This window comes from Eubacterium sp. OM08-24 (genome assembly GCF_003438075.1).
Classification (GTDB): Bacteria; Bacillota; Clostridia; order Oscillospirales; family Acutalibacteraceae; genus Ruminococcoides.
Window position 1 is genome coordinate 36,567 of record NZ_QSTA01000011.1, and the last position, 21,268, is coordinate 57,834.

Annotated in this window: 22 protein-coding genes and 1 other RNA gene; 13 read left to right on the forward strand and 10 right to left on the reverse strand. The window is 38.9% G+C overall.

Annotated features, from left to right (window positions below):
* The first annotated feature begins 3 nt into the window (after positions 1–3).
* The 3 genes from DXC23_RS11150 to DXC23_RS11160 all read left to right on the forward strand — a co-directional run bounded on the left by DXC23_RS11150 (position 4) and on the right by DXC23_RS11160 (position 1,685).
* A complete protein-coding gene (locus DXC23_RS11150; protein WP_117706419.1) occupies positions 4–552 on the forward strand; it encodes a Maf family protein in 549 nt (182 codons plus the stop codon).
* Positions 553–558: 6 nt separating this feature from the next.
* Positions 559–1,110: a GNAT family N-acetyltransferase gene (locus DXC23_RS11155; protein ID WP_117706421.1), complete on the forward strand. Its 552-nt coding sequence runs from the start codon at positions 559–561 to the stop codon at positions 1,108–1,110.
* A gap of 143 nt (positions 1,111–1,253) precedes the next feature.
* Positions 1,254–1,685 (forward strand): hypothetical protein, encoded by a 432-nt coding sequence (locus DXC23_RS11160; protein WP_147329141.1) that lies wholly within the window; start codon positions 1,254–1,256, stop codon positions 1,683–1,685.
* 52 nt (positions 1,686–1,737) lie between these two features.
* Here DXC23_RS11160 and DXC23_RS11165 read toward each other — a convergent pair whose 3' ends face one another.
* The 5 genes from DXC23_RS11165 to DXC23_RS11185 form a co-directional block, all read right to left on the reverse strand.
* A complete protein-coding gene (locus tag DXC23_RS11165) occupies positions 1,738–2,040 on the reverse strand; it encodes a hypothetical protein (RefSeq protein WP_117706425.1) in 303 nt (100 codons plus the stop codon).
* Positions 2,041–2,056: 16 nt separating this feature from the next.
* The gene (locus DXC23_RS11170) at positions 2,057–2,302 is read right to left on the reverse strand and encodes an IreB family regulatory phosphoprotein (RefSeq protein ID WP_022233976.1); all 246 of its coding nucleotides are present in this window, start codon (positions 2,300–2,302) and stop codon (positions 2,057–2,059) included.
* 171 nt (positions 2,303–2,473) lie between these two features.
* Positions 2,474–2,821 carry a type II toxin-antitoxin system PemK/MazF family toxin gene (locus tag DXC23_RS11175; protein WP_117706427.1) on the reverse strand — a complete coding sequence of 116 codons (348 nt, stop codon included), beginning with the start codon at positions 2,819–2,821 and terminating at the stop codon, positions 2,474–2,476.
* Between the two features lie 117 nt (positions 2,822–2,938).
* A complete protein-coding gene (locus tag DXC23_RS11180) occupies positions 2,939–3,445 on the reverse strand; it encodes a hypothetical protein (protein ID WP_117706429.1) in 507 nt (168 codons plus the stop codon).
* Between the two features lie 122 nt (positions 3,446–3,567).
* Positions 3,568–4,110: a TIGR01440 family protein gene (locus DXC23_RS11185; protein WP_117706431.1), complete on the reverse strand. Its 543-nt coding sequence runs from the start codon at positions 4,108–4,110 to the stop codon at positions 3,568–3,570.
* A gap of 184 nt (positions 4,111–4,294) precedes the next feature.
* Here DXC23_RS11185 and fucO point away from each other — a divergent pair, with 184 nt between their 5' ends.
* The gene (fucO, locus tag DXC23_RS11190; RefSeq protein WP_117706433.1) at positions 4,295–5,440 is read left to right on the forward strand and encodes a lactaldehyde reductase; all 1,146 of its coding nucleotides are present in this window, start codon (positions 4,295–4,297) and stop codon (positions 5,438–5,440) included.
* 613 nt (positions 5,441–6,053) lie between these two features.
* Here the strand turns inward: fucO and DXC23_RS11195 are convergent.
* The 4 genes from DXC23_RS11195 to DXC23_RS11210 all read right to left on the reverse strand — a co-directional run bounded on the left by DXC23_RS11195 (position 6,054) and on the right by DXC23_RS11210 (position 9,399).
* Positions 6,054–7,790, reverse strand: a complete 1,737-nt coding sequence (locus DXC23_RS11195) for a glycosyltransferase family 39 protein (RefSeq protein ID WP_117706435.1) — start codon at positions 7,788–7,790, stop codon at positions 6,054–6,056.
* A 15-nt stretch (positions 7,791–7,805) separates the two neighbouring features.
* A complete protein-coding gene (locus DXC23_RS11200; RefSeq protein WP_117706437.1) occupies positions 7,806–8,768 on the reverse strand; it encodes an NAD(P)H-dependent glycerol-3-phosphate dehydrogenase in 963 nt (320 codons plus the stop codon).
* A gap of 96 nt (positions 8,769–8,864) precedes the next feature.
* A non-coding RNA gene (ssrS, locus tag DXC23_RS11205) (6S RNA) lies at positions 8,865–9,054 on the reverse strand.
* A gap of 42 nt (positions 9,055–9,096) precedes the next feature.
* Complete coding sequence (locus tag DXC23_RS11210; RefSeq protein ID WP_117706439.1) at positions 9,097–9,399, reverse strand: DUF1292 domain-containing protein; 303 nt, start codon at positions 9,397–9,399, stop codon at positions 9,097–9,099.
* A 504-nt stretch (positions 9,400–9,903) separates the two neighbouring features.
* Here DXC23_RS11210 and DXC23_RS11215 point away from each other — a divergent pair.
* The 7 genes from DXC23_RS11215 (at position 9,904) to ispE (ending at position 17,188) form a co-directional block, all read left to right on the forward strand.
* Positions 9,904–10,584 (forward strand): sugar transferase, encoded by a 681-nt coding sequence (locus DXC23_RS11215; RefSeq protein ID WP_117706441.1) that lies wholly within the window; start codon positions 9,904–9,906, stop codon positions 10,582–10,584.
* A gap of 13 nt (positions 10,585–10,597) precedes the next feature.
* Positions 10,598–12,088 (forward strand): O-antigen ligase family protein, encoded by a 1,491-nt coding sequence (locus DXC23_RS11220; RefSeq protein ID WP_117706443.1) that lies wholly within the window; start codon positions 10,598–10,600, stop codon positions 12,086–12,088.
* A gap of 88 nt (positions 12,089–12,176) precedes the next feature.
* Entirely contained in the window at positions 12,177–14,084 is a 1,908-nt protein-coding gene (locus DXC23_RS11225; RefSeq protein ID WP_117706445.1) for an NAD(+) synthase, read from the forward strand.
* Between the two features lie 23 nt (positions 14,085–14,107).
* Positions 14,108–14,590, forward strand: coding sequence for a hypothetical protein (locus DXC23_RS11230; protein WP_117706447.1), 483 nt, complete (start codon positions 14,108–14,110; stop codon positions 14,588–14,590).
* Positions 14,591–14,671: 81 nt separating this feature from the next.
* Positions 14,672–15,151 (forward strand): Lrp/AsnC family transcriptional regulator, encoded by a 480-nt coding sequence (locus tag DXC23_RS11235; protein WP_022235051.1) that lies wholly within the window; start codon positions 14,672–14,674, stop codon positions 15,149–15,151.
* Positions 15,151–16,329, forward strand: coding sequence for an aminotransferase class I/II-fold pyridoxal phosphate-dependent enzyme (locus DXC23_RS11240; protein WP_242997507.1), 1,179 nt, complete (start codon positions 15,151–15,153; stop codon positions 16,327–16,329). The genes DXC23_RS11235 and DXC23_RS11240 overlap by 1 nt, the downstream gene beginning before the upstream one ends.
* Positions 16,319–17,188: a 4-(cytidine 5'-diphospho)-2-C-methyl-D-erythritol kinase gene (ispE, locus tag DXC23_RS11245; RefSeq protein ID WP_117706449.1), complete on the forward strand. Its 870-nt coding sequence runs from the start codon at positions 16,319–16,321 to the stop codon at positions 17,186–17,188. The genes DXC23_RS11240 and ispE overlap by 11 nt, the downstream gene beginning before the upstream one ends.
* A 153-nt stretch (positions 17,189–17,341) precedes the next feature.
* Here ispE and DXC23_RS11250 read toward each other — a convergent pair whose 3' ends face one another.
* Positions 17,342–18,034, reverse strand: coding sequence for a YoaK family protein (locus DXC23_RS11250; protein ID WP_117706451.1), 693 nt, complete (start codon positions 18,032–18,034; stop codon positions 17,342–17,344).
* Between the two features lie 234 nt (positions 18,035–18,268).
* On the opposite strand from DXC23_RS11250, the gene metE reads away from it, so the two are divergent.
* Together metE and spoIIR are read left to right on the forward strand one after the other, a co-directional pair.
* A complete protein-coding gene (gene metE / locus DXC23_RS11255) occupies positions 18,269–20,545 on the forward strand; it encodes a 5-methyltetrahydropteroyltriglutamate--homocysteine S-methyltransferase (RefSeq protein WP_117706452.1) in 2,277 nt (758 codons plus the stop codon).
* Positions 20,546–20,610: 65 nt separating this feature from the next.
* Positions 20,611–21,207, forward strand: coding sequence for a stage II sporulation protein R (spoIIR, locus tag DXC23_RS11260; protein WP_117706454.1), 597 nt, complete (start codon positions 20,611–20,613; stop codon positions 21,205–21,207).
* Positions 21,208–21,268: the final 61 nt, after the last annotated feature.

The following is a 21,268-nucleotide window of genomic DNA, read 5'->3' on the forward strand; positions in this document are numbered from 1 at the left end:
TTTATGATTATTCTTGCATCGGCATCTCCTCGCAGACAGGAGCTTTTAAAGCTGATTACAAAGGATTTTGCGGTAATGCCGTCTGACATTGACGAGAGTGTGCCAAGCAATATTGAAACCGAAAAAAGTCCCGAATACCTTGCAGAGAAAAAGGCAAAGCATATTTTTGAAAACGGTCATAAAAATGATACTGTAATCGGTTGCGATACAGGTGTTTTTATAGACGGCAAAATGCTTGGTAAGCCAAAGAATAAGCAGGACGCAAAGGATATGCTTGCAGAGCTTTCGGGCAGGACGCACAAGGTAATTACAGGGTGCTGTATTTGCAAAAACGGCACAGTCAACAGCTTTTCGGTGGTTACAGAGGTTGAGTTTTACCCTCTTACCGAAAAAGAGATTGAAAGTTATATTGCCACAGGCGAGCCAATGGACAAGGCAGGCTCATACGGAATACAGGGCAAAGGCTCACTGCTTGTAAAGGGCATTGTCGGCGATTACTTTAATGTAGTTGGTCTGCCTGTTGCAAGGCTAAATAAGGAATTAAACGGATAGGATAAAATGAATATTGAATTTAAAAAAGTAACAAAAAAACTTCCCGAATATAAGCAAATCAAACAGTTGTATTTTTCGGCTTTTCCGTCTGAAGAAAGAGCACCGTTTTATTTGATGATAAAACGAACCAAAAGAGAAGATGTCGATTTTCTGTCAATTTACAATGACGGCAAATGGGTCGGAATGATTTATATTATAAATTATCTTGACCTTTCGTATGTTTTCTACTTTGCTCTTGATGACAGTCAAAGAGGGCAAGGAATAGGCTCTGCCGTGCTCCGAGAGATTCATAAACTTTACAGTGGCAGAAGATTTTTTCTTGCACTCGAACAGCTTGATAAAAATGCGGAAAACTATGCTCAGCGCCTCAGCAGAAGTAGATTTTATCAGAAAAACGGACTGAAAAAGCTCAAAATTTCCATTAAAGAGGGAAATGTGGTGTATGATTCTATGGGCTTTGGCGGCGAGGTTAAACCTGACGAATATATGGCAATGATGAAAAATTACACAGGCTTTTTCTTTTCAATGCTCTATAAGGTTGAAATGTTTGAGAATTGATATTTTAAATTAGAACAGTCGCTGAGCGAAAGGTGAAAGGCAATAAAATGATACTTGTAACAAAACAAAAAATTCTGAGTGATTGCAAAATAAACTTTCAGATTGTTGTGTATTCAATACTGACAGCAGTCAGTGCCTTTTTTATGATTTTTCCATTTGCTTTTTCAAAGGACATAAATATAAACACAATATTCCTTTTTTTTGTGCTGTTAGCATTAGTAGGTATTCCGTTCGGTTATGTGTTTGGCTTAAAAAATTTAATCAGAACCATAAAGGAAAGGAACGCTTTTATTAATGACAGCATCAGTATTTCGGTAGACAGAATTACCGATTTATATGCAAACTACAATCAGACTTCAAGCGAAAGCAGAGCATATCAATTAACATTGGAACACTACTCGAGGCGAACCAAAAAGAATGTTTGCGTACCTACCCTTAATGAGTTTAGAAAGCTGAGAGAGGGCGACAGGTGTATTCTGGTGTTTTGCAAAGGCAATAAAGAGCCTGTTGCAATATATCCCGGCAACGAATATGTAATTGATAAATCTTTGACAGACAAAATAGTTGATTTTTAGCAAAGCAAAAAGCTATCACAAATTAATGTGATAGCTTTTTCAGCGTTAATATTCAGTTGTTGGCAAGTGCTCTTTCGAGCCAGATGTCAGCAATATCCATTGCAACAAAAAGTCCGTGCTTTTCGCTTGATTTTACAAGCTGCTTTCTTGGTGAAAGGTCAGGGTCGGTAGCAAGTAACTGAACAGTAACTTTATCTGCCACCTGAAGTCCGTTTACCTCGTTTTTGCTTTTTACCTGAAGTCTGATAACATATGGTTCAGACATATTGCCGTAATAAATCTCATCGCCACACCTTACGAGCGGTCTGCCCTTATAGGTGGAAAATTCCTGAGCTGCTTTTTTAGCTTCTGCCACGAAGCATCAGTCCTTTCTAAACATTAAGGTAAGATTTTACGAGTGCTTCAAGTAAGTCGTCACGGTCAATTTTACTGATAATGTTGCGTGCGTTGTTGTAAGTTGTTATATATGTGGGATCCTCACTAAGAATATAGCCTACTATTTGGTTTATTGGGTTATAGCCCTTTTGTCTGAGAGCGTCATAAACAATGGTAAGACTTCTTTTAATAGCATCGTCCCTTTCCTCACCAAGTGAGAAAATCATAGTCTTATCCAACATACCGAAACACCTCCTGTAAATTATTCTTTTTATATTATATACTAAATCGGTTAATATTTCAAGTCCGTTTTCGTGAATTTTATGTGAATTGTTTAAAAATGCTGATTTTTTAGTAAAAAAGCCTCCCGTTTGTGGGAGGCTAAGGTTTGTGCCACTGTATGTAGCACATAATCAGACATTAAGTCCAAAAGAAATTGAAATTGCATCATTTATTTCGCTCATATAGCTTTGGTCAACCGAACCCATTTTTTCTTTGAGCCGTTTTTTGTCAATGGTGCGCACCTGCTCAAGCAAAACTACGCTGTCTTTTGCAAGACCGGAGGAATCTGCGTTGAGCGGAATATGGGTGGGAAGATTTGCTTTTGACTGCTGACTTGTGATTGCTGCAGCAATTACCGTAGGGCTGAATCGGTTGCCTACATCATTCTGAACGATAAGTACAGGTCGTATTCCGCCCTGCTCAGAGCCTACAACAGGACTTAAATCTGCATAAAAAATGTCCCCTCGTTTTATATTCAAGACTTTCACGCTCCAAATAATTAGATTACTGATATTTTTCCCTTCCCGAAAATTTTTATACAGTTACTACATAATATTTTTGGGCGTAAAAATTGTGAAGGCTTTTGCCGTATTTTATTAGCTCAGCGCAAGCTGATTGCGAAAATCTATTCTGAAATTTTTTGAATTTATTTCTGCCGACAATATGTATCCGTTTTCATCAACCGAATATGTGCATTTGCCTTTTGAAGTTTCCAATATATATGTATCTGATTTATTATTTTTCTGAAAAAGAATTTCTCGTCCGTCACAAATTTCAGTTGCCACGCAGTGTATAAGTTGGGGCATATTTTCATTTGGTAAATATGCCTCGTCTGCCGTACTCACCAAATCGTCAATCTCAATGGCTATTTCACCTCCGCCGTTTACTATTTTCAATCCGCTGACTGTTTGCGGATCGGTAAAAATCAATTCTGTTTCACCGTCACATTCAACTATACTTCCGCCTGCCGAAAAATTGCCTTTTTTTGCCGTAAAATCAGCGCTGAAATTTGTAATTATGCTTTTTCTGCTCTCACCGCTTTGGCAAGCCAAAAGCAGCGTTGCCACCGCAAATACAAATATCAAAAGCCTTAATTTTTTCATATTACGCCACACTCCTGTCTTTGTTTAATTATATGAGGGCAGTGTGTTAAAAATAATTTATATTTTTAATTGCGTAAATAAAAAAGGAGCTAAGACTACTATGCCTTAGCTCCAAAATTTAATTACATATTGTCGTCATAAACAGCACGACAGCCGCCAATGAATTTCGGCCTTGTTCTTGCCGCAAGCAGGATTGCGTTGCCGATGTGGTCAAGACTTAATCTTACAGGAACGGCAACTTTTTTCAGGTGCATACCGATTAATGTGCCGCCAATGTCAAGTCCTGCGTCCGCCTTAATTTCCTCAAGCGCAACAGGATTTTTAAATGTTTTGTACGCTGTTGTGGCAAACGAACCGCCTGCCTTTGGCTGAGGAACAACATTTACTATTTCAGCAAACGGAACTGCGTCACGCTCAACTATGATGGCACGATTAAGATGTTCGCAGCACTGAGCGGCGAGATAAATTTTCTTTTCGCTCAGCACTTCATAAATGCCTTTAAAAACCTGCTCTGCTACTTCAAGGTTTGAGTTTTTGCCGATAGTGCCTCCTGCAACCTCACTTGAAGAACAGCCTACTACAACTATACTGCCCTCTTTGAGCTTAGCTATATTGCAAAGCTCTTCGCAAGCCTGCTTTGCCTGAGAATAAATATCAACTGACATATATATCAACTCCTAAATTATAATCTATAATTATTATAGCATTATTTTTGGAAAGTACAAGTGTGTTGCCGTTTTAATGTGAAAGTGATGTGAATAATAATAAAATTTATATAACATTATTGATTTTTTGGTAGAAATGTTATATAATAAAATTACAAAATTTTTTGTAAAGGATGAAAAATAAATGAATAGATTTGTATTGAACGAAACTTCTTACCATGGCGCAGGTGCTATTAACTCTATTCCTGAGGAAATCAAGGGCAGAGGATTTAAAAAGGTTCTTGTTGCATCAGACCCTGACCTTGTAAAGTTTGGTGTTACAAAAAAGGTGACAGATGTGCTTGATAATGCAGGCATTGAATATACTTTGTATTCCGATATAAAGCCAAACCCAACTATTCAGAATGTTCAGCATGGCGTTGAGGTATTCAAGGAAAGCGGCGCAGATTGCATTGTTGCTATCGGCGGCGGTTCATCAATGGATACAGCCAAAGCAGTCGGCATTATTATCAATAACCCTGAATTTGCAGATGTTCGCTCACTTGAGGGCGTTGCTCCTACAAAGAACAAGGCAGTGCCGATTATCGCAGTTCCTACAACAGCGGGTACAGCCGCTGAGGTTACAATCAACTATGTAATTACAGATGTTGAAAAGAACAGAAAAATGGTTTGCGTAGATGTTCACGATATTCCTGTTGTTGCTGTTGTTGATCCGGATATGATGTCAACTATGCCAAAGGGACTTACCGCCGCAACTGGTATGGACGCACTTACACACGCAATCGAGGGCTACATAACCAAGGGCGCTTGGGCACTTTCTGATATGTTCCATTTAAAGGCTATTGAGATTATTTCAAAATCCTTGCGTGGTGCAGTAGATAATACTCCTGAGGGCAGAGAGGGAATGGCTCTCGGTCAGTATGTGGCAGGTATGGGTTTCTCAAATGTAGGACTCGGCATTGTTCACTCAATGGCTCATCCGCTCGGTGCTTTGTATGACACACCACATGGTGTTGCAAATGCAATCATTCTTCCGACAGTTATGGAATACAATGCTCCGGCAACAGGCGATAAGTATAAATACATTGCCGCCGCAATGGGTGTAGAGGGTACAGAGAATATGACAGTTGACGAGTACCGCAAGGCGGCTGTTGACGCAGTTAAAAAGCTTTCTAAAGATGTAGGTATTCCTGCCGACTTAAAAGAAATTGTTAAGCCTGAAGATGTACCTTTCCTTGCTCAGTCTGCTTACGATGACGCCTGCCGTCCGGGCAACCCAAGAGATACAAGCGTAGAAGAAATCGCCGAACTCTATAAGAGCCTTATGTGATTATAATTCATAATTAGAAATTAAATAACAGATAAAACTAAAAGCCTGCGATTTCCGCAGGCTTTTGTTGTGGTTTAACGCACAAATTTTAGCTTAATAAACATAAAATTTAGGTCAACCCTTTTTAAAGGGTTGCGGGTTTGGGCAGAGCCCATAAAAAGTTTTCTTTATAACAAATTATAAGGCGCAAACAGCTCTGCTGTTTGCGTGGCAAAACTAAGTTTGAAAAATAGGAGATAGCCTTTTAAAAATAAAAAAGAAACACTAAAAAGCACTCCGCCAGCGCTATGCGTTGACGGAGTAATCTCTATAATAATGTTTTTCTTTGTTGCTTTCGCATTTTAAAGGGCTTACGCCGCCATTATGCTCAAGTAGCCAAACAGCTAAGCTGTTTGGCTATCAAAAATTTGTGATAGCTTACAGCTTTTGTGGGCATTGCCCACACCCACAACCTTTGAAAAGGTTGACCAAACTTTTTAATTCGGGACGGAAAGTTTGGCTTTTGTGTTACTTTGTTGCCCGACCGAAAGTGAGCTAAACCATAATTTATCTCAACTATTGATACAGAACAAAAAATGCAGTCAACAAAAGCTGACTGCATTTTTATAATTATTTATTTAGCTTTTTTCTTGAAAATTTTATTGTAAAGCTCTGTGTCTTTAAAGCCTTTTGGCTCTTTGTCGGGGATTTCTTTTAGTTTATTTACAACCTTTTTAACATTTGTGTAATCGCTTTCAAGAATTGTGGTCAGCGCATATGCGGCATATGGGAGGAGAAGTACAATGTATGTCAGTACATACTGCGACTTGCCCTCGAACAGCAAATGATAGCCAAATCCGCCGAGCAGTACGAGCGGCAGGAGAGAGGTAACAATATTTGTTTTTCTGTAAAGGAACATAAAGTAAATTCCGAGTGTAAAGAGTATAAACACTGCCATCATATAGAAGTTAAAGTACAATTCAAGAAACTGTCCTGTACTTCCGTCATATACTGCCTTGCCGAGTCCCTGCTGAACATCGGTATCGTGAGTCTTAACCTTGCTTACCCATATGCTTTCGTATGTAGGCTCATTCCATTGGCTGAGAATTTTGTCGCCAAAGAAATTGATTGCATATTCGGGATCTCTTGCCATTTGGCTGAGTCGGTTGTTAATATCTGTCCAAGCCTGTTGCTCGGCAGGTTTGATGTTACAGCCGTTGCTTGTATAAAGACTTAATGCGATATTATTGTACCAACCCGGTGCCATATAGGATTCATTTAATCCCATATCAAGGTAGAGAGTTTGAGAAACGCCGCCTTTAAGCTCGGTGTTTGCTCTTGCCTCATAGCTCTTTATAACAAGATTGATTGAACCTACAACCGCTATGCACAGCGCAAGCGCAAATGCTATGCTCTGCCATTTTTTAGCCTTTACGGTATGTATTATAAGCATAATCACAAAGGCAACGAGGTAAATGAGGTTGTTGTACTTTGAAAGTGCCGACACAATGAGCAACAGTGCGCAGGGAATAAGCAGTAAATATTTGTTTGTCTGAAAATATCTGATAAGAAAATATGATGCCCAAATTGCACAGCACATACCGATAATGTTGCCGTATGTAAATGCGCAGAAAAGAATTGGCTGAAAACAGCCTGCAAGTGCAAGAATTACGATAAATTCAATCTTCTTTCTGCCAAACATATGCTTTGTGATTTTAGTAATGCCAAGGTAAGCCGCCGCAACACAAAGAACATTAATTACCTGAATCGGCATAGCGCTGTCAATACCGAAAATTCTGTAAACAATTTCGCTTATAAGCACAAAGCCAAGCTGGAACGGATAACAGTTGTAGTATGAATATCCGCTGTAAAAATCCTTGTTGTAAAAATCAGAGCCGTTGTGGAATGAATTGTAGTTGCCTTGTGCAGCCTGAGTTGCGGTTTCGTAAATATTGTAGCTGTCTGCCGCAGGAATGGTTTGCACTGAGAATACCCACACAAGACCGATAATTGCCGCAAAGGCAAACAAGCCGACTTCCATATATTTCATATTGACTTTGGCAAAAAAGTCTGTATGCTTGTTTATTTTAAAGAGAATGACTGTAAATATAGCAAGGCAAAAAATATTAATTACCGATAAATCGTCCTGAAAGAGTATGACCTCTGAGCTGTAGTTTGTCGGATCAATAACGCAGGTTTGAAAAATACTCATTATTGCCACATAGCCGAAGATTAAAAACAGCAGACCGCATACAATATTAACGGCAATGCTTTCGGTCAGGCAACGCTTAGGAGTAATTTTCTTTTTAGCACCCTCGCTTTTTTGCACTTGTGTTTTATTATTTTGTGTTTTCGTTTTGGTTTCGCTCATTTTTGCACCTTCCTGTTAAAATTCTTTTTTTACAGAGCGCATAAAGAGCTTTCCAAGTGCATCTTTTGGATCTAAGTTGTCAAACAGAACGCTGTAAACACTTTCTACAATCGGCAATTCAACATTGTTGTCTTTGCCGAGCTTGCACAATGCCTTTGAGGTCATAACGCCCTCGGCAAGCTTATCGAATTTAATACCCTTTACATAATTTTCGCCGTAACTGCGGTTGTGACTCCATTTTGAGAATAAGGTAGCCTCGTAGTCGCCAAGGTGGCAAAGTCCGTAAGCACTCATTTCGTTGCCGCCGAGCGCTTTAATCAGTCTTGCAATTTCACGAGTGCCTCTCGCCATAAGCGCACCCTTGAGTGACGCATAGCCAAAGCCGTCAAGCATACCTGCCGCAATACCAATAACATTCTTTGCGGCAGCGCCTATTTCACTGCCGATAAGGTCGGTGCCGACATAAAATCTGATAAGCGAGCTTGAAAAGCTGTTTACGAGTTTTTCTTTTACCTCGTGATTTTTGCTGTCGATTACCATACAGTTAGGAATACCTTTTACATAGTCCTGCGGATGTCCCGGCCCTACCCAAACGGCAATAGGAGTTTTTTCCTCATCAACAAAATCGCCTACAACCTGACTCAATCTCTGACCTGTTGCAGCCTCAACACCTTTCATACACAGCACAATTATTTTGCCGTCAAGGTTGTTTTGCGCAATGCTCTGCATATATGAGCGCAAATGCTGGGAAGAAATTGAGATAACTATTACTTCTGCGTGATTTACTGCCTTTGCAAGGTCGGAGGTAACCTCTATTGATTCGGGAAAAGTAAGATAGTCATTTTTGTGTGTTGTGCTGAGTTGTATAAATTCTGGTGCGTCTGCAAGTCCGCAAGAAATTACATTGTTGCCGATTTTGTCAAGATACCATGCAATGCAACTGCCCCAACGGCCACATCCCAAAACAGAAATATTCATTTATAATCACCTGAAATTTATTAATATAAAAGCCCGCAAAAGGCACATAGGCACAAATGCAGGCAAAGTCTGCTAAATTATGTATGCTAAAAAACAAAATACCCCGCCTGACCGTATGATTTTTATAATAACCTGCCTACGAGAAAGCAGGTGGGTGCTCTCCTTTAAACATTAGGCTTCCTTCTTCCGCCAAAGCGGGAGGTCTGCACACCGATTAAAGAGCCGGGCTCCCGATTTAAGAGTTGTAGGGTTATTTTAAAATCATTCACGCATCAGGCAGGGAGTTTGTCAAATTACCATTACTTATTATATGAAAGCTAAAGGAGAATTACTCTTCTTCTTCATCTTCCTCGTCTTCGCTGTAATAGTTTTCTTCAAAGATAGCGGCAATTCTGTCGAGCTTTTCGTCATCTTCAATTTCAGCAAGCTCTTCTTCGCCGTCTTTTTCAAATACTTCCATAATGTAGTATTCGCCGGGATCGTTTACAGCGTCAGCCGGATTTTCGTAGTAAGGATAAAGAACATAGAACTTGCCTTCGTCAATCTCGATAATATCGAGAATCTCAAATTCCATTTCTTCGCCTTCGTCATTAATTAAAGTAATAAGATCTACATTAAATTCGTTATCCATAAAAAATATCCTTTCGTATGCACTTGTTAAATAATACAGCGCCAAAAATGCAAAATTGAAAAATTAAGGAAACATAAAAATAATTACTAAGCGCTGTATTAATTGGTTAAGTTTATTTTACAATTTTTTAAGCGATTAGTCAAGCATTATTCGCATTTAATTAAAATATATATTTTTTTTACAAAATATTCAATAAAAATGTTGACAAATTACAATAGATATGATATATTATAGACATATTGAACAACAATTTCCTTTTAATGTGCTTGATTACTCCATAAAATTACCTAAAAACCGGCGACTTCATAGTCGTCGGTTTTTACTTTATGTAAAAAGTGTTCAGTAAAATACGGGCTTTTTTAAATTTAATGGCAATAATTATGCTTGAAAAAATGATTTAAAAGATATATAATGCTAAATAATACTGTCTGTAAACGATTTTTGGCGTTTATAAGGCATTGATTTTTTATTTTACGGCAAAATTGCTGTATGAAGGGTGGAACTATGAGAACTTTTGACAAATTACCTCCTCAGTTTCAAAATGACGAGGTAAAGCATTATTACGATATTATTGCTAAAAAGTCTGTTTCTCTTGCGCTTAAAAGGATTACCGATATTATTTTTTCACTTATTATCCTTATTATTCTTATAATACCCATTGCGGTTATTGCCGTAATTGTTAAAGCAACCTCAAAAGGCCCTGTCTTTTACAGGCAGGAGAGAGTTACTTCTTACGGCAGGGTGTTTAGAATATATAAATTCCGCACAATGGTGCAGAATGCCGATAAAATCGGTACGCTTGTTACCACGAGTGGAGATGCGAGAGTAACCAAGGTTGGCAGAGTATTGCGAAAATATCGTCTTGATGAACTTCCGCAGATTTTTAATGTACTTTCGGGTTCAATGACTTTTGTCGGTACTCGTCCTGAGGTGCAGAAGTATGTTGATATGTATAAAGACGAATACTATGCAACCTTGCTTATGCCGGCAGGAATAACCTCGCTTGCGTCTATTATGTATAAAGACGAGGAAAAGCTTTTGCAAAATGTTGAAGATGCAGACAAGGTTTATGTGGAAACTATTTTGCCTGAAAAAATGAAGTACAATTTAATGTATCTTGAAAATTTCGGAGTTTTGTCTGACATAAAACTTATGCTAAAAACTGTTAAAGAGGTACTTAAGTAACAGGTGGTGTAAAATGGAGGAGCTAAAGAAAAAACTAAAAAGCTTTTCTTATTTCAGAAAAGTTTATATTTTTACTTTGTTTTTTTGTAATATATCATTTTTACAGATTCCGGCTTATATTTTGGTTGCGTTTTTGTTTTGCTGGGGTGTGTGGCTTACATATTATAAACAGAAAACGAACAACACTTTTTTTAAACTCAGATTCGGTTTGTGGGTGTGGGGATTTCTTGCGGTATCTCTTTTGACTATGCTGCTTAATTTCACATACACCATTATATACAGCGCATTTATGTTTTTGCATATTCTTATATGCTTTTTCATATTTTACGGTATGCATACCGAGCCTGACTTTGACTTTAAAAACGAGCTTTGCACAGTTGCACGAGGAATTGTGTATATTGCCACCATTGCAAATTTCATAGGTATTTTCTGCCTTATGTTTAACATTAGATTTGAGTGGTATTGGATACAGTTTACAATATACGAAAACAGATTTACAGGTGTGTATGTAAATCCAAATCTGCTTGGATTTGTGTCCTGCGTTGCAATTTTCTGCTGTCATATTCTTTGCAAGCCTGATTTTCAGAATGCCGTTAATCAGAGAGGAATAAGCAAAATTTGGATTGTAGCCTGCGTTTGCACAAGTTTGTTTTCGCTTTTGCTTTGCGATTCAAACGCATCTATGGTGCTTATGCTTGCATATATGATAGTTTATATTGTGTATCAGTTCTTTGCTGCCAAAGACGGACTTTCTCCTGCAAAGGTAACTATGAGAATAGTTGCGCTGTTGCTTGTGGGCACATTCCTTGTAGGCTCATCATTAATGTTCAGAGAGATTTGCCAGCAGGGATTTTCGGTAGTTACGGCAAAGACCTATTCGTTCCTTGATGAAATTACGGGAAAAACCGAACAGCAGACTTCCTTGCAGAAGCAGAAGGATAAAGAAAATGCAGAGAATAGCAAAAAAGCCGAATCCGCAAGCGAACCGCCTGTTACCTTTGAGCACGAAAACTCAAATATCGACAGCGGCAGATTTAAGCTGTATAGAGAATCCATAGATTTATTTAAGATTTCTCCTGTCTTTGGCATAAGCAACGGAAACATTGTATTTTACAGCCAAGAGTACGCAAACGGCACTTTAAAATATACTTATCATAACAATGATTTGCACAACGGATTTTTAACGATTTTGGTATCAACAGGTGTGCTTGGATTTGTTGTTTTCGGTATATTCGGTTTTCGTTTTGCAAAGCACGCAGCTCAGCATTTGTTTTTGCAGAAAAAAACATTTAAAAACGATGCTTACCCTTGTATGTTTGCGTTCTTGAGTGCGTACCTTTTCTATGCTTTGTTTGAAAAGGCACTCCTTTATGATGTTTCGTTTATGGTAATGTGGTTCTGGCTTATTATGGGCTACACAAGCTGTTACATAGCAAAGTTTGAGCCTATGCTTGAAACACGCTATCTTTTTCATCAAAAAAGACTCCGCAGAAGTCTGCTTTGATACTTGTATATTTACAATTTTTAGGCTATAATAACCGTAGGTATATTTACCTGCGGTTTTTATTTTTCTGAAAAGGAATTGATATAAAATGAAATACGGATTTATAAAGGTGGCGGCGGCTACTCCTGTTATCAGAGTGTCTGATTGCAAAAAGAATACAGACGCAATTGTCGCTCAGATTAAAGAGGCGAGCGTTGAGGGAGCGTCGCTGGTTAATTTTCCGGAACTGTGCATAACAGGCTACACTTGCAGTGACTTGTTTTTACAGAGAACACTTTTGAAATCTGCCGAAAGCTCGGTTTACAGAATTATTGAGGAAACCAAGAATTTGAATATAATTTCCGTTGTGGGTGTTCCCGTAGCGTTCAGAGAGGCGCTTTATAATTGTGCGGCTGTCATTTTTAAGGGCAAATTGCTTGCACTTGTGCCAAAGGTAAATATCCCGAATTATTCGGAATTTTACGAAGCAAGACACTACACAAGCGGTAAAAATACAGATTTTGAAATTGAGTATGCCGGTCAGCAAACTGTTTTGAGTGACAAGGTTTTGTTTCAAAATAAAAATATGTCTGACTTTACCCTCGGTGTGGAAATTTGCGAGGATTTGTGGGTGGCGGAGTCGCCGTCAATATCACTAGCCAAGTCGGGTGCGGTTATCATTTGCAATCCGTCAACCTCGGACGATACAATCGGCAAAGCAGAGTACAGGCGCTCACTTGTTAAAATGCAGAGCGGTAAGTTGTGCTGTGCATATATTTATACGGATTCGGGCTTTGGCGAAAGTACAACAGACACAGTTTACTCCGCTCAGAATATAATATGTGAGAACGCATCTTTATTAAGCGAAAGCGAGCGCTTTACAACAGGCATTACTTATGCCGATGTTGATGTTCAAAAGCTGATGGGCGAGCGCAGAAGAATGAGTACATTTAATTCCGGCAGCGAAAATATCAGAAGAATTTACTTTGATATGCCGCTTACCGATACCAAACTTTCAAGAAAATTTGAGCAAACTCCTTTTGTGCCGTCTGCAAAGGATGACCTAAGCAGAAGATGTAAGGAGATTATTACAATGCAGGCAACGGGTCTTGCCACCCGACTTGCACATACAGGCATTAAAAATGTAGTTTTGGGACTTTCGGGCGGACTTGACAGCACACTTGCGCTTATTGTTTGCATTCACGCCTTTGATATGCTCGGCATTGAAAGAAAGAATATCCACACTGTAACAATGCCTTGCTTTGGAACTACCAAGCGCACAAAGTCAAATGCCGAAAAACTTGCCGAGGCTTACAATGTTTCTTTTGAAGAAATAAACATCACTGCGGCAGTAAGACAGCATTTTATTGACATTAAGCACGATGAAAGCGTAACCGATATTACCTACGAAAATTCGCAGGCGAGAGAGCGCACTAAAATTCTTATGAATCTTTCAAATAAATACGGCGGTCTTGTCATCGGTACAGGCGATTTGTCGGAGCTTGCGCTCGGCTGGGCTACCTATAACGGCGACCATATGAGTATGTATGCGGTTAATGTGTCTATTCCAAAAACACTTGTGCGCTATCTTACAGCGTATGAGGCAGAAATAAGCGACGGCGAGCTAAGAACCGTTTTGCTTGATGTGCTCGATACTCCGGTAAGTCCGGAGCTTTTGCCACCCGACAAAAACGGCGAGATTGCTCAGAAAACAGAAGATGTTGTAGGCCCGTATGAACTGCACGACTTTTTCCTTTATTACTTTGTTCGTTTTGGCTTTACACCGTCAAAAATCTACTACCTTGCAAAGCGCACCTTTGCAGGAAAATATGATAACGATACCATAAAAAAATGGCTTGTAACATTCTTAAAGAGATTTTTCTCTCAGCAATTCAAACGCAGCTGCTTGCCGGATGGGCCAAAGGTTGGTTCGGTTACACTCTCTCCACGCTCAGACTGGAGAATGCCGAGTGACGCAAGCGTGAGAATGTGGCTTGATGAGCTTGAAAATCAGTAAATCTGACTTCAAGGGGGCTTTTTGTGAAATATTTTATAAAAAGAGATGTTTGCGCAGATTTTGGCGCTTTTGAAATATATGACGAAACAGGCATAGAAAAATATCTTGCGGAATTTTCAAAAAGCAAAAGGAGCAGAAAAATAATAATTCATAGTGCAAACGAAATTTATGTGAAGATAAGATGTTTGCAGATGTCAAATATTATTGCCTGCAACATAAAAGCAGGCGGCAAAAGAATGAGAATTCTTATGGGTGCAAACCACGACGAGCTTGTCTGTATGTGTTCGGGAGTGAATTGGAAAATCGGCGGCAATGTTGCGCAAAAATGCTTTTCAATTCAAGATGTGGACAATACGGTGATTGCGGTGCAGAAAAGGACTTTTTCAAGCACAGAAAGCTACGAGCTTGATGTTTATTCGCAGAGCAACGAGCTGTTATCCATATCGGCGGCGGTTTGTATAAATATGCTCAATACAGTTGACAATCCCGTCAGACTGGCGGTATAATTATAGAGAACCTGACTGTCAGGTTTGTTAATTCCCGAATTTTGTCGGGCAAAAGTATAAATTCACAGGGGAGGATTTATTATGGACAGATTACTTCAGCTTTTAAGTACAAACTCAGGCTTTACCACAGCCGAGATAGCGACAATGCTCGGTGAGCCGGAAGATTACATCAAGGCTCAGATAAAGGAATACGAAACTCAGGGCATTATCAAAGGCTACCAGGCAGTTGTAAACTGGGAGAATACCAAGGAAAACTATGTTGAGGCACTTATTGAGCTTAAGGTTACTCCTAAAAAGGATGCAGGCTTTGACGAAATGGCGAAGATGTGTATGGCGTTTGACGAGGTAGATTCTGTTTACCTTATGGCGGGTACATATGATTTTGCACTGATTGTTAAGGGCGAATCTATGCAGGATATCGCTATGTTTGTATCTAAAAAACTCTCCACAATCGACGGAGTGCTTTCAACAGGCACACATTTCATTATGCGTCGCTACAAAGACAGCGGAATGAATCTCATCGATTTTGAAGGGTCGGATGAGAGGAGTTTAATTCTGTGATTGACTATTCAAAATTTTTAAATAATTCTATACAAGAAATAAAGCCATCGGGTATTCGTAAGTTTTTTGACATTGCAAGCGAGATGGATGATGTTATTTCGCTCAGCATCGGCGAGCCTGATTTTCAGACGCCATGGCATATTCGTGAAGAGGGCATAAACTCCCTTAAAAACGGCAAAACATGGTATTCGCCAAATCGTGGCTTTGCTCAGCTCAGAGATGAAATTTCAAACTACTATAAAAGACGCTTTAACATTGAGTATGTAGGCAAAACTCAGGTGCTTGTTACAGTTGGCGGCAGTGAGGCTATTGACCTTGCCTTCAGATGTCTTGTTTCAGAGGGTGACGAGGTAATTATTCCCGAGCCGTCTTTTGTTTGTTACGAACCGCTTACTCATATGGCAGGCGGTAAGGCAGTTATAATTAATACAAAGGCAGAGGATCAGTTCAGACTTAAAGCTGATGACCTCGAAAAGGCAATTACCGATAAAACTAAGCTCGTTGTTTTGCCGTTTCCTAATAACCCAACAGGCGCTATTATGGAGAAAGCTGACCTTGAGGCTATTGCAGAGGTAATTAAAAAGCACGATTTGTTTGTGCTTTCGGATGAAATTTACTGTGAGCTTACATACGGCGGAAAGAACCACATTTCTATTGCCGCTATTGACGGAATGTATGAGCGTACTATTGTTATAAACGGTTTTTCAAAGTCATATGCAATGACAGGCTGGCGACTTGGTTATGCACTCGGCCCTGTACCGATTATTGCTCAGATGACAAAATTGCATCAGTACGGCATTATGTCTGCACCTACTACCGCACAATATGCCGCTATTGAGGCATTGCGCAACGGTGATGCCGATGTGCAAAATATGCGCAATGAATACGATATGCGCCGCCGACTTGTTGTTGATTCATTTAATGCAATGGGACTTACTTGCTTTGAGCCATACGGTGCTTTTTATGTATTCCCTTGTATTAAGAGTACGGGTATGACCTCAGAGAATTTCTGTACTAAGCTCATTATGGACAAGCATGTAGCCGTTGTTCCGGGTACAGCCTTTGGTGATTGCGGCGAGGGCTTTGTAAGAGTTTCTTATTCTTACTCATTAAATCATCTTAAAACGGCTTTACAGCGCATTAAGGAATTTTTAGAGGAGCAGAAAAATGGAAATTAAGGTTCTTGCACCTGCAAAAATCAATCTCACACTTGATGTTACAGGTAAGCGACCTGACGGCTACCACGATATTATGACGATAATGCAGAGTGTTGATTTGTACGACACCATAACCATTACCGACAATGACAGCGGGCAGATTACAATTTCGTGTAATTATGACGGTGTTCCTTGTGATGAAAAAAATATCTGCTACAAAGCGGCAGAAAAATTTTTTATTGCTACTCGCAACGAGGGACAGGGCGTACATATAGATATTGACAAGGTTATTCCCACACAAGCGGGTCTTGCAGGCGGCAGTACAGACGGTGCGGCTGTTCTTATGGGACTTAACAGAATGTTTGACGCATTTTTAAGTCCGGCGGAATTGCACGAGATTGCAGAGAAAATCGGGGCAGATGTTCCGTTTTGCCTTGAGGGCGGCACAAAGTACGCAACGGGAATAGGTACTAAGCTGCAAAAAATGCCTAACTTTTCTGCGTCACATATTGTTATTTGTAAGCCTGACAATGTGAGTGTTTCAACCGCCGAGGCATACAAAAAGGTGGATGCGTTAAATCCGCACCCACCGTATACAGATGAAATGATAAAGTCACTTTTCAGCCGAGATATGTTTAGAATTACAACAACACTGTTCAATGATTTTGAACTTGCGTTAAAGCTCGAAGAAGTGAATGAAATTAAAAGAATTATGTATAAGCGCAAGGCACTCGGAGCAAGTATGACGGGTTCAGGCTCGGCGGTATTTGCTGTTTATAATTCCGAGCGCAAAGCAAAAAAATGCGTTGATTCTTTGAAAGAAAAATATGATAAAGTTTTCCTTTGTCATCCTACAAAGGAAGGTTGTAAAATAGTCTGATTTTTATCAGGCTATTTTATTTTGCTTTTAAACGAGCAACAGAGAAAAAATAAAATTTTCCACACAAGAAACAAAAAATTCAGGTCAACCCTTTTTAAAGGTTGACCTGAATTTTGAATTTATTAAACTAAACTTTGTGCTCTAAACACCAATTCATTTCGTTTTACCACTCCGTTTATCTTCTTCCTCAGCCTGTATAAACATAAGCAGAAATCCTGCAAAAAGCAATATGCAGCTGCACCATATTGTGTATTGCTGCCAAAAGCCTATAATTATATTTTCTATAACCGCACCGAATGCAAAAAAGAAAATTACACCATAGTATATCAGCGATTTTCTAAGACATTCCTTGTCTTTGTTAAACACATAGTTAAATAAATTTTGTGTTCCCGAACGCAGATTGCCAATGCACATTGTTGTGGCAGAGGCATTTCCTTTTACTTTTCTAAAGCTCTCTACCTGTATTCCGCAGGCAAAAGACACAAGCGAGTTTGCTATCAGATTGTATCGTTGAGATATAAACCCAACCGAAAGCAAAATTATACATTCAAGCAGTACGGTGTATTGCCGCCAATGCAAAATGTTGTCTATATTGCAAAAGCGGTGCACAAGCTCGGCAAGAATTATACCTAATGCAAATGCGATTATCGGGAAGAGATATTGCAGCATTTTTGCATAGTTCCCCTCGGATAAATTTATGGCAAATAATATAATGTTGCCCGTTTGTGCGTTTGCAAATACCTCGCCACGAAAGGTGTAGGTATAGGCATCCATAAATCCGCCCGATACAGCAAGCAATATTGCGAGTCGGCGTGATTCGGATATTTGTCCTTTTAAATTTTTCATAAACTATTCCCCTAAATTTTTTTCCATAATGTATTATAGTCCTTTTTGCAAAAAATGCAAGTGTGTAGTTGATTAAACAGAATTTTTGATTAATTCACAAATCATATTTGTTGCCGATACTAAATGCAGCTTGGATATAGTTTAAAGCTATATCCAACAACGATTTTTAAGTATTGGCGCATTTTTGTTTTAGGCTGTATAATATTTACAGATTTTTTGAAAGGACTTGTAAATATGAAAACTTCAATAATTGGGTATCCGAGAATAGGCAAACTTCGTGAGCTTAAATTTGCAAGCGAAAAATATTTTAGAAATGAAATTGAACAGGCAGAGCTTTTTGATGTGGCAAAAAAGCTGAGATTAGAAAATCTTGCAGAGCAAAAGAACAGCGGACTTGACTTTATTCCGTCAAATGATTTTTCTTTTTATGACGGTATGCTTGACACTGCTTTTCTTTTAAATGCTGTTCCAAAAAGATATAAGAAGCTTGGTTTATCTTTGCTTGATGAGTATTTTGCGGCGGCAAGAGGCTATCAGGGAGAAAAAGGCGATGTAAAGGCGCTTGCAATGAAAAAATGGTTCAATACAAATTATCATTATATGGTGCCTGAAATTGATGACGATACAGTTTTAAAACTTTCATCAAACAAGCCTTTCGAGCTTTTTGTCGAGGCGCTTGAAAACGGGATAAAAACAACTCCTGTTATTATCGGCCCGTACACTTTCCTCAAGATTGCAAGATATACAGGCAAAAAATCAAAGGAAAACTTTTTCGGCGGCATTACAGACTCATACATTCAGATTATCGGCAAGTTAGTGAACCTCGGTGCTGAGTGGATTCAGCTTGACGAGCCTTGCCTTGTTAAGGATATGAGCAAAGCTGATATTGAATTTTTCAATTCACTTTATACCAAAATTCTTGAAAATAAGAACGGCATAAAAATTCGCCTGCAAACATATTTTGGCGATGTAAGAGATTGCTACAATGAAATTTGCGCCCTTGACTTTGACGGAATCGGTCTTGACCTTATTGAGGGCAAAAAAACACTTGAGCTTATTGATAAAAACGGTTTTCCAAGTGACAAGGTACTATTTGCAGGCGTTGTAAACGGTAAAAATATTTGGAAAAATAATTATGCAAAAACTATTGCTTTGTTGAAAAATTTGCAGGAAAAATCAATTAATACGGTAATCAACACTTCCTGTTCACTTCTCCATGTTCCGTATACAGTTAAAAACGAAGTGAAACTTTCCGATACATACAAAAAGTATTTTTCATATGCAAGCGAAAAATTGGTTGAATTAAGTGAAATCAAGAAAATTGCCGAAACCGATAATTTTATCACCTTATCTGAATATACAGCGAATGTCGCATTATTTGCGCAGGCAAGAAGCGGCTGTAATACAGATGTAAAGGAAAAAATAAACGCATTATCCGAAAAAGATTTTACAAGATCGCCTGAATTTGCAGAGCGTGAAAAAATACAGAAAAAAGAGTTTGGCTTGCCGCTTTTGCCAACAACTACCATTGGTTCTTTTCCGCAGACTTCAGATGTTCGCCAAACAAGATCTTCATACAAAAAGGGTAATATTTCTGAGGTTGAATACGAAAAGTTTATGAAAGAAAAAATTTCTGAATGTATTGCTCTTCAGGAAAGCATCGGTCTTGATGTGCTCGTTCATGGTGAATTTGAGAGAAACGATATGGTTGAATATTTTGGAGAATGTCTTGACGGCTATATCTTTACCGAGAAAGCGTGGGTGCAGTCATATGGTACAAGGTGCGTTAAGCCGCCGATTGTGTGGGGCGATATTTCAAGAGCAAAGCCGATGACTGTAAAATGGTCAACCTATGCTCAAAGCCTCACCGATAAGCCTGTTAAAGGTATGCTTACAGGCCCTGTCACCATATTAAATTGGTCTTTCCCAAGAGAGGATATTTCTTTAAAAGAAAGTGCATATCAGATAGCACTGGCTATTCGTGAGGAAGTGTTAGACCTTGAGGCAAACGGAATTAAAATCATTCAGATTGACGAGGCGGCATTAAGAGAAAAACTGCCGTTGCGCAGATGTGATTGGAACGATGAGTACCTCGACTGGGCTATAAGGGCATTTCGTCTTGTGCATAGCGGTGTAAAGGCTGAAACCCAAATTCACACTCATATGTGTTACAGCGAGTTTGGGGATATTATTGAGGATATTGATAATATGGACGCCGATGTTATTACATTTGAGGCAAGCCGTTCAGACCTTACAATTCTTGATGTGCTTAAGGCTAAGAATTTCCGCACCGAGGTTGGCCCTGGTGTTTATGATATTCACTCTCCGAGAATACCTACGGTTGATGAGATTAAATCGGCAATAAACAAAATGCTCTCAAAGGTTGCGCAAAGCAAATTGTGGATTAATCCCGACTGCGGACTGAAAACACGAGGCAACGATGAAACTGTAAAGAGTTTGAAGAATCTTGTTGAGGCTACACTCGAAATCAGAAAAGAGAATAATTTATAATTCTGTTTGAATATTTTTTAGTAACCTGTCCATACTCTAAAAAAAGAGAGGACAGGTTATTTTTTATGAAACTACTTATAAAATCACTTTGCATAGCTTTTGTACTTACTGTTATTTACTCTGTAATTCCTTTTCAAGCGGAGTGCGAGCAGATTTCAACCGAGGTGTTCAGACTGCACATTCTTGCAAATTCAGACAGTGAAGAGGATCAGGCGTTAAAGCTAAAGGTGCGTGACGCCCTGCTTGAGTACACAGATAAGCTTTTCGACGATGCAAAGGACAGAAACGATGCCGAGAACATAGCAAAGGAAAATATAGAAACTTTGCAGAGCGTTGCTCAAAATACGGTGTATAAAAACGGCTGTAATTACACCGTTAATGCCGAGGTTGTAAAGATGTATTTTAATACCCGATACTATGAAAACTACACAATGCCTGCCGGTATGTATGATGCACTGAGAATAACTATCGGCAGTGGCAAAGGGCATAATTGGTGGTGCGTAATGTATCCGTCAATATGTATTTCAAGTGCGATAAACAATGACGAAAAGGTAGAAAAAACATTTTCGGAAAATCAGCAGGAAATAGTAAGGGGGAACGAATACGAATATAAATTTAAGGTGGTAGAAATATTTGAAAAAATAGTTTCGTTTTTTGAGTAATGTCCTTTAAATGACACACTTGTTATGGTATCATAGTAATATAATATATAAATTTACTTTG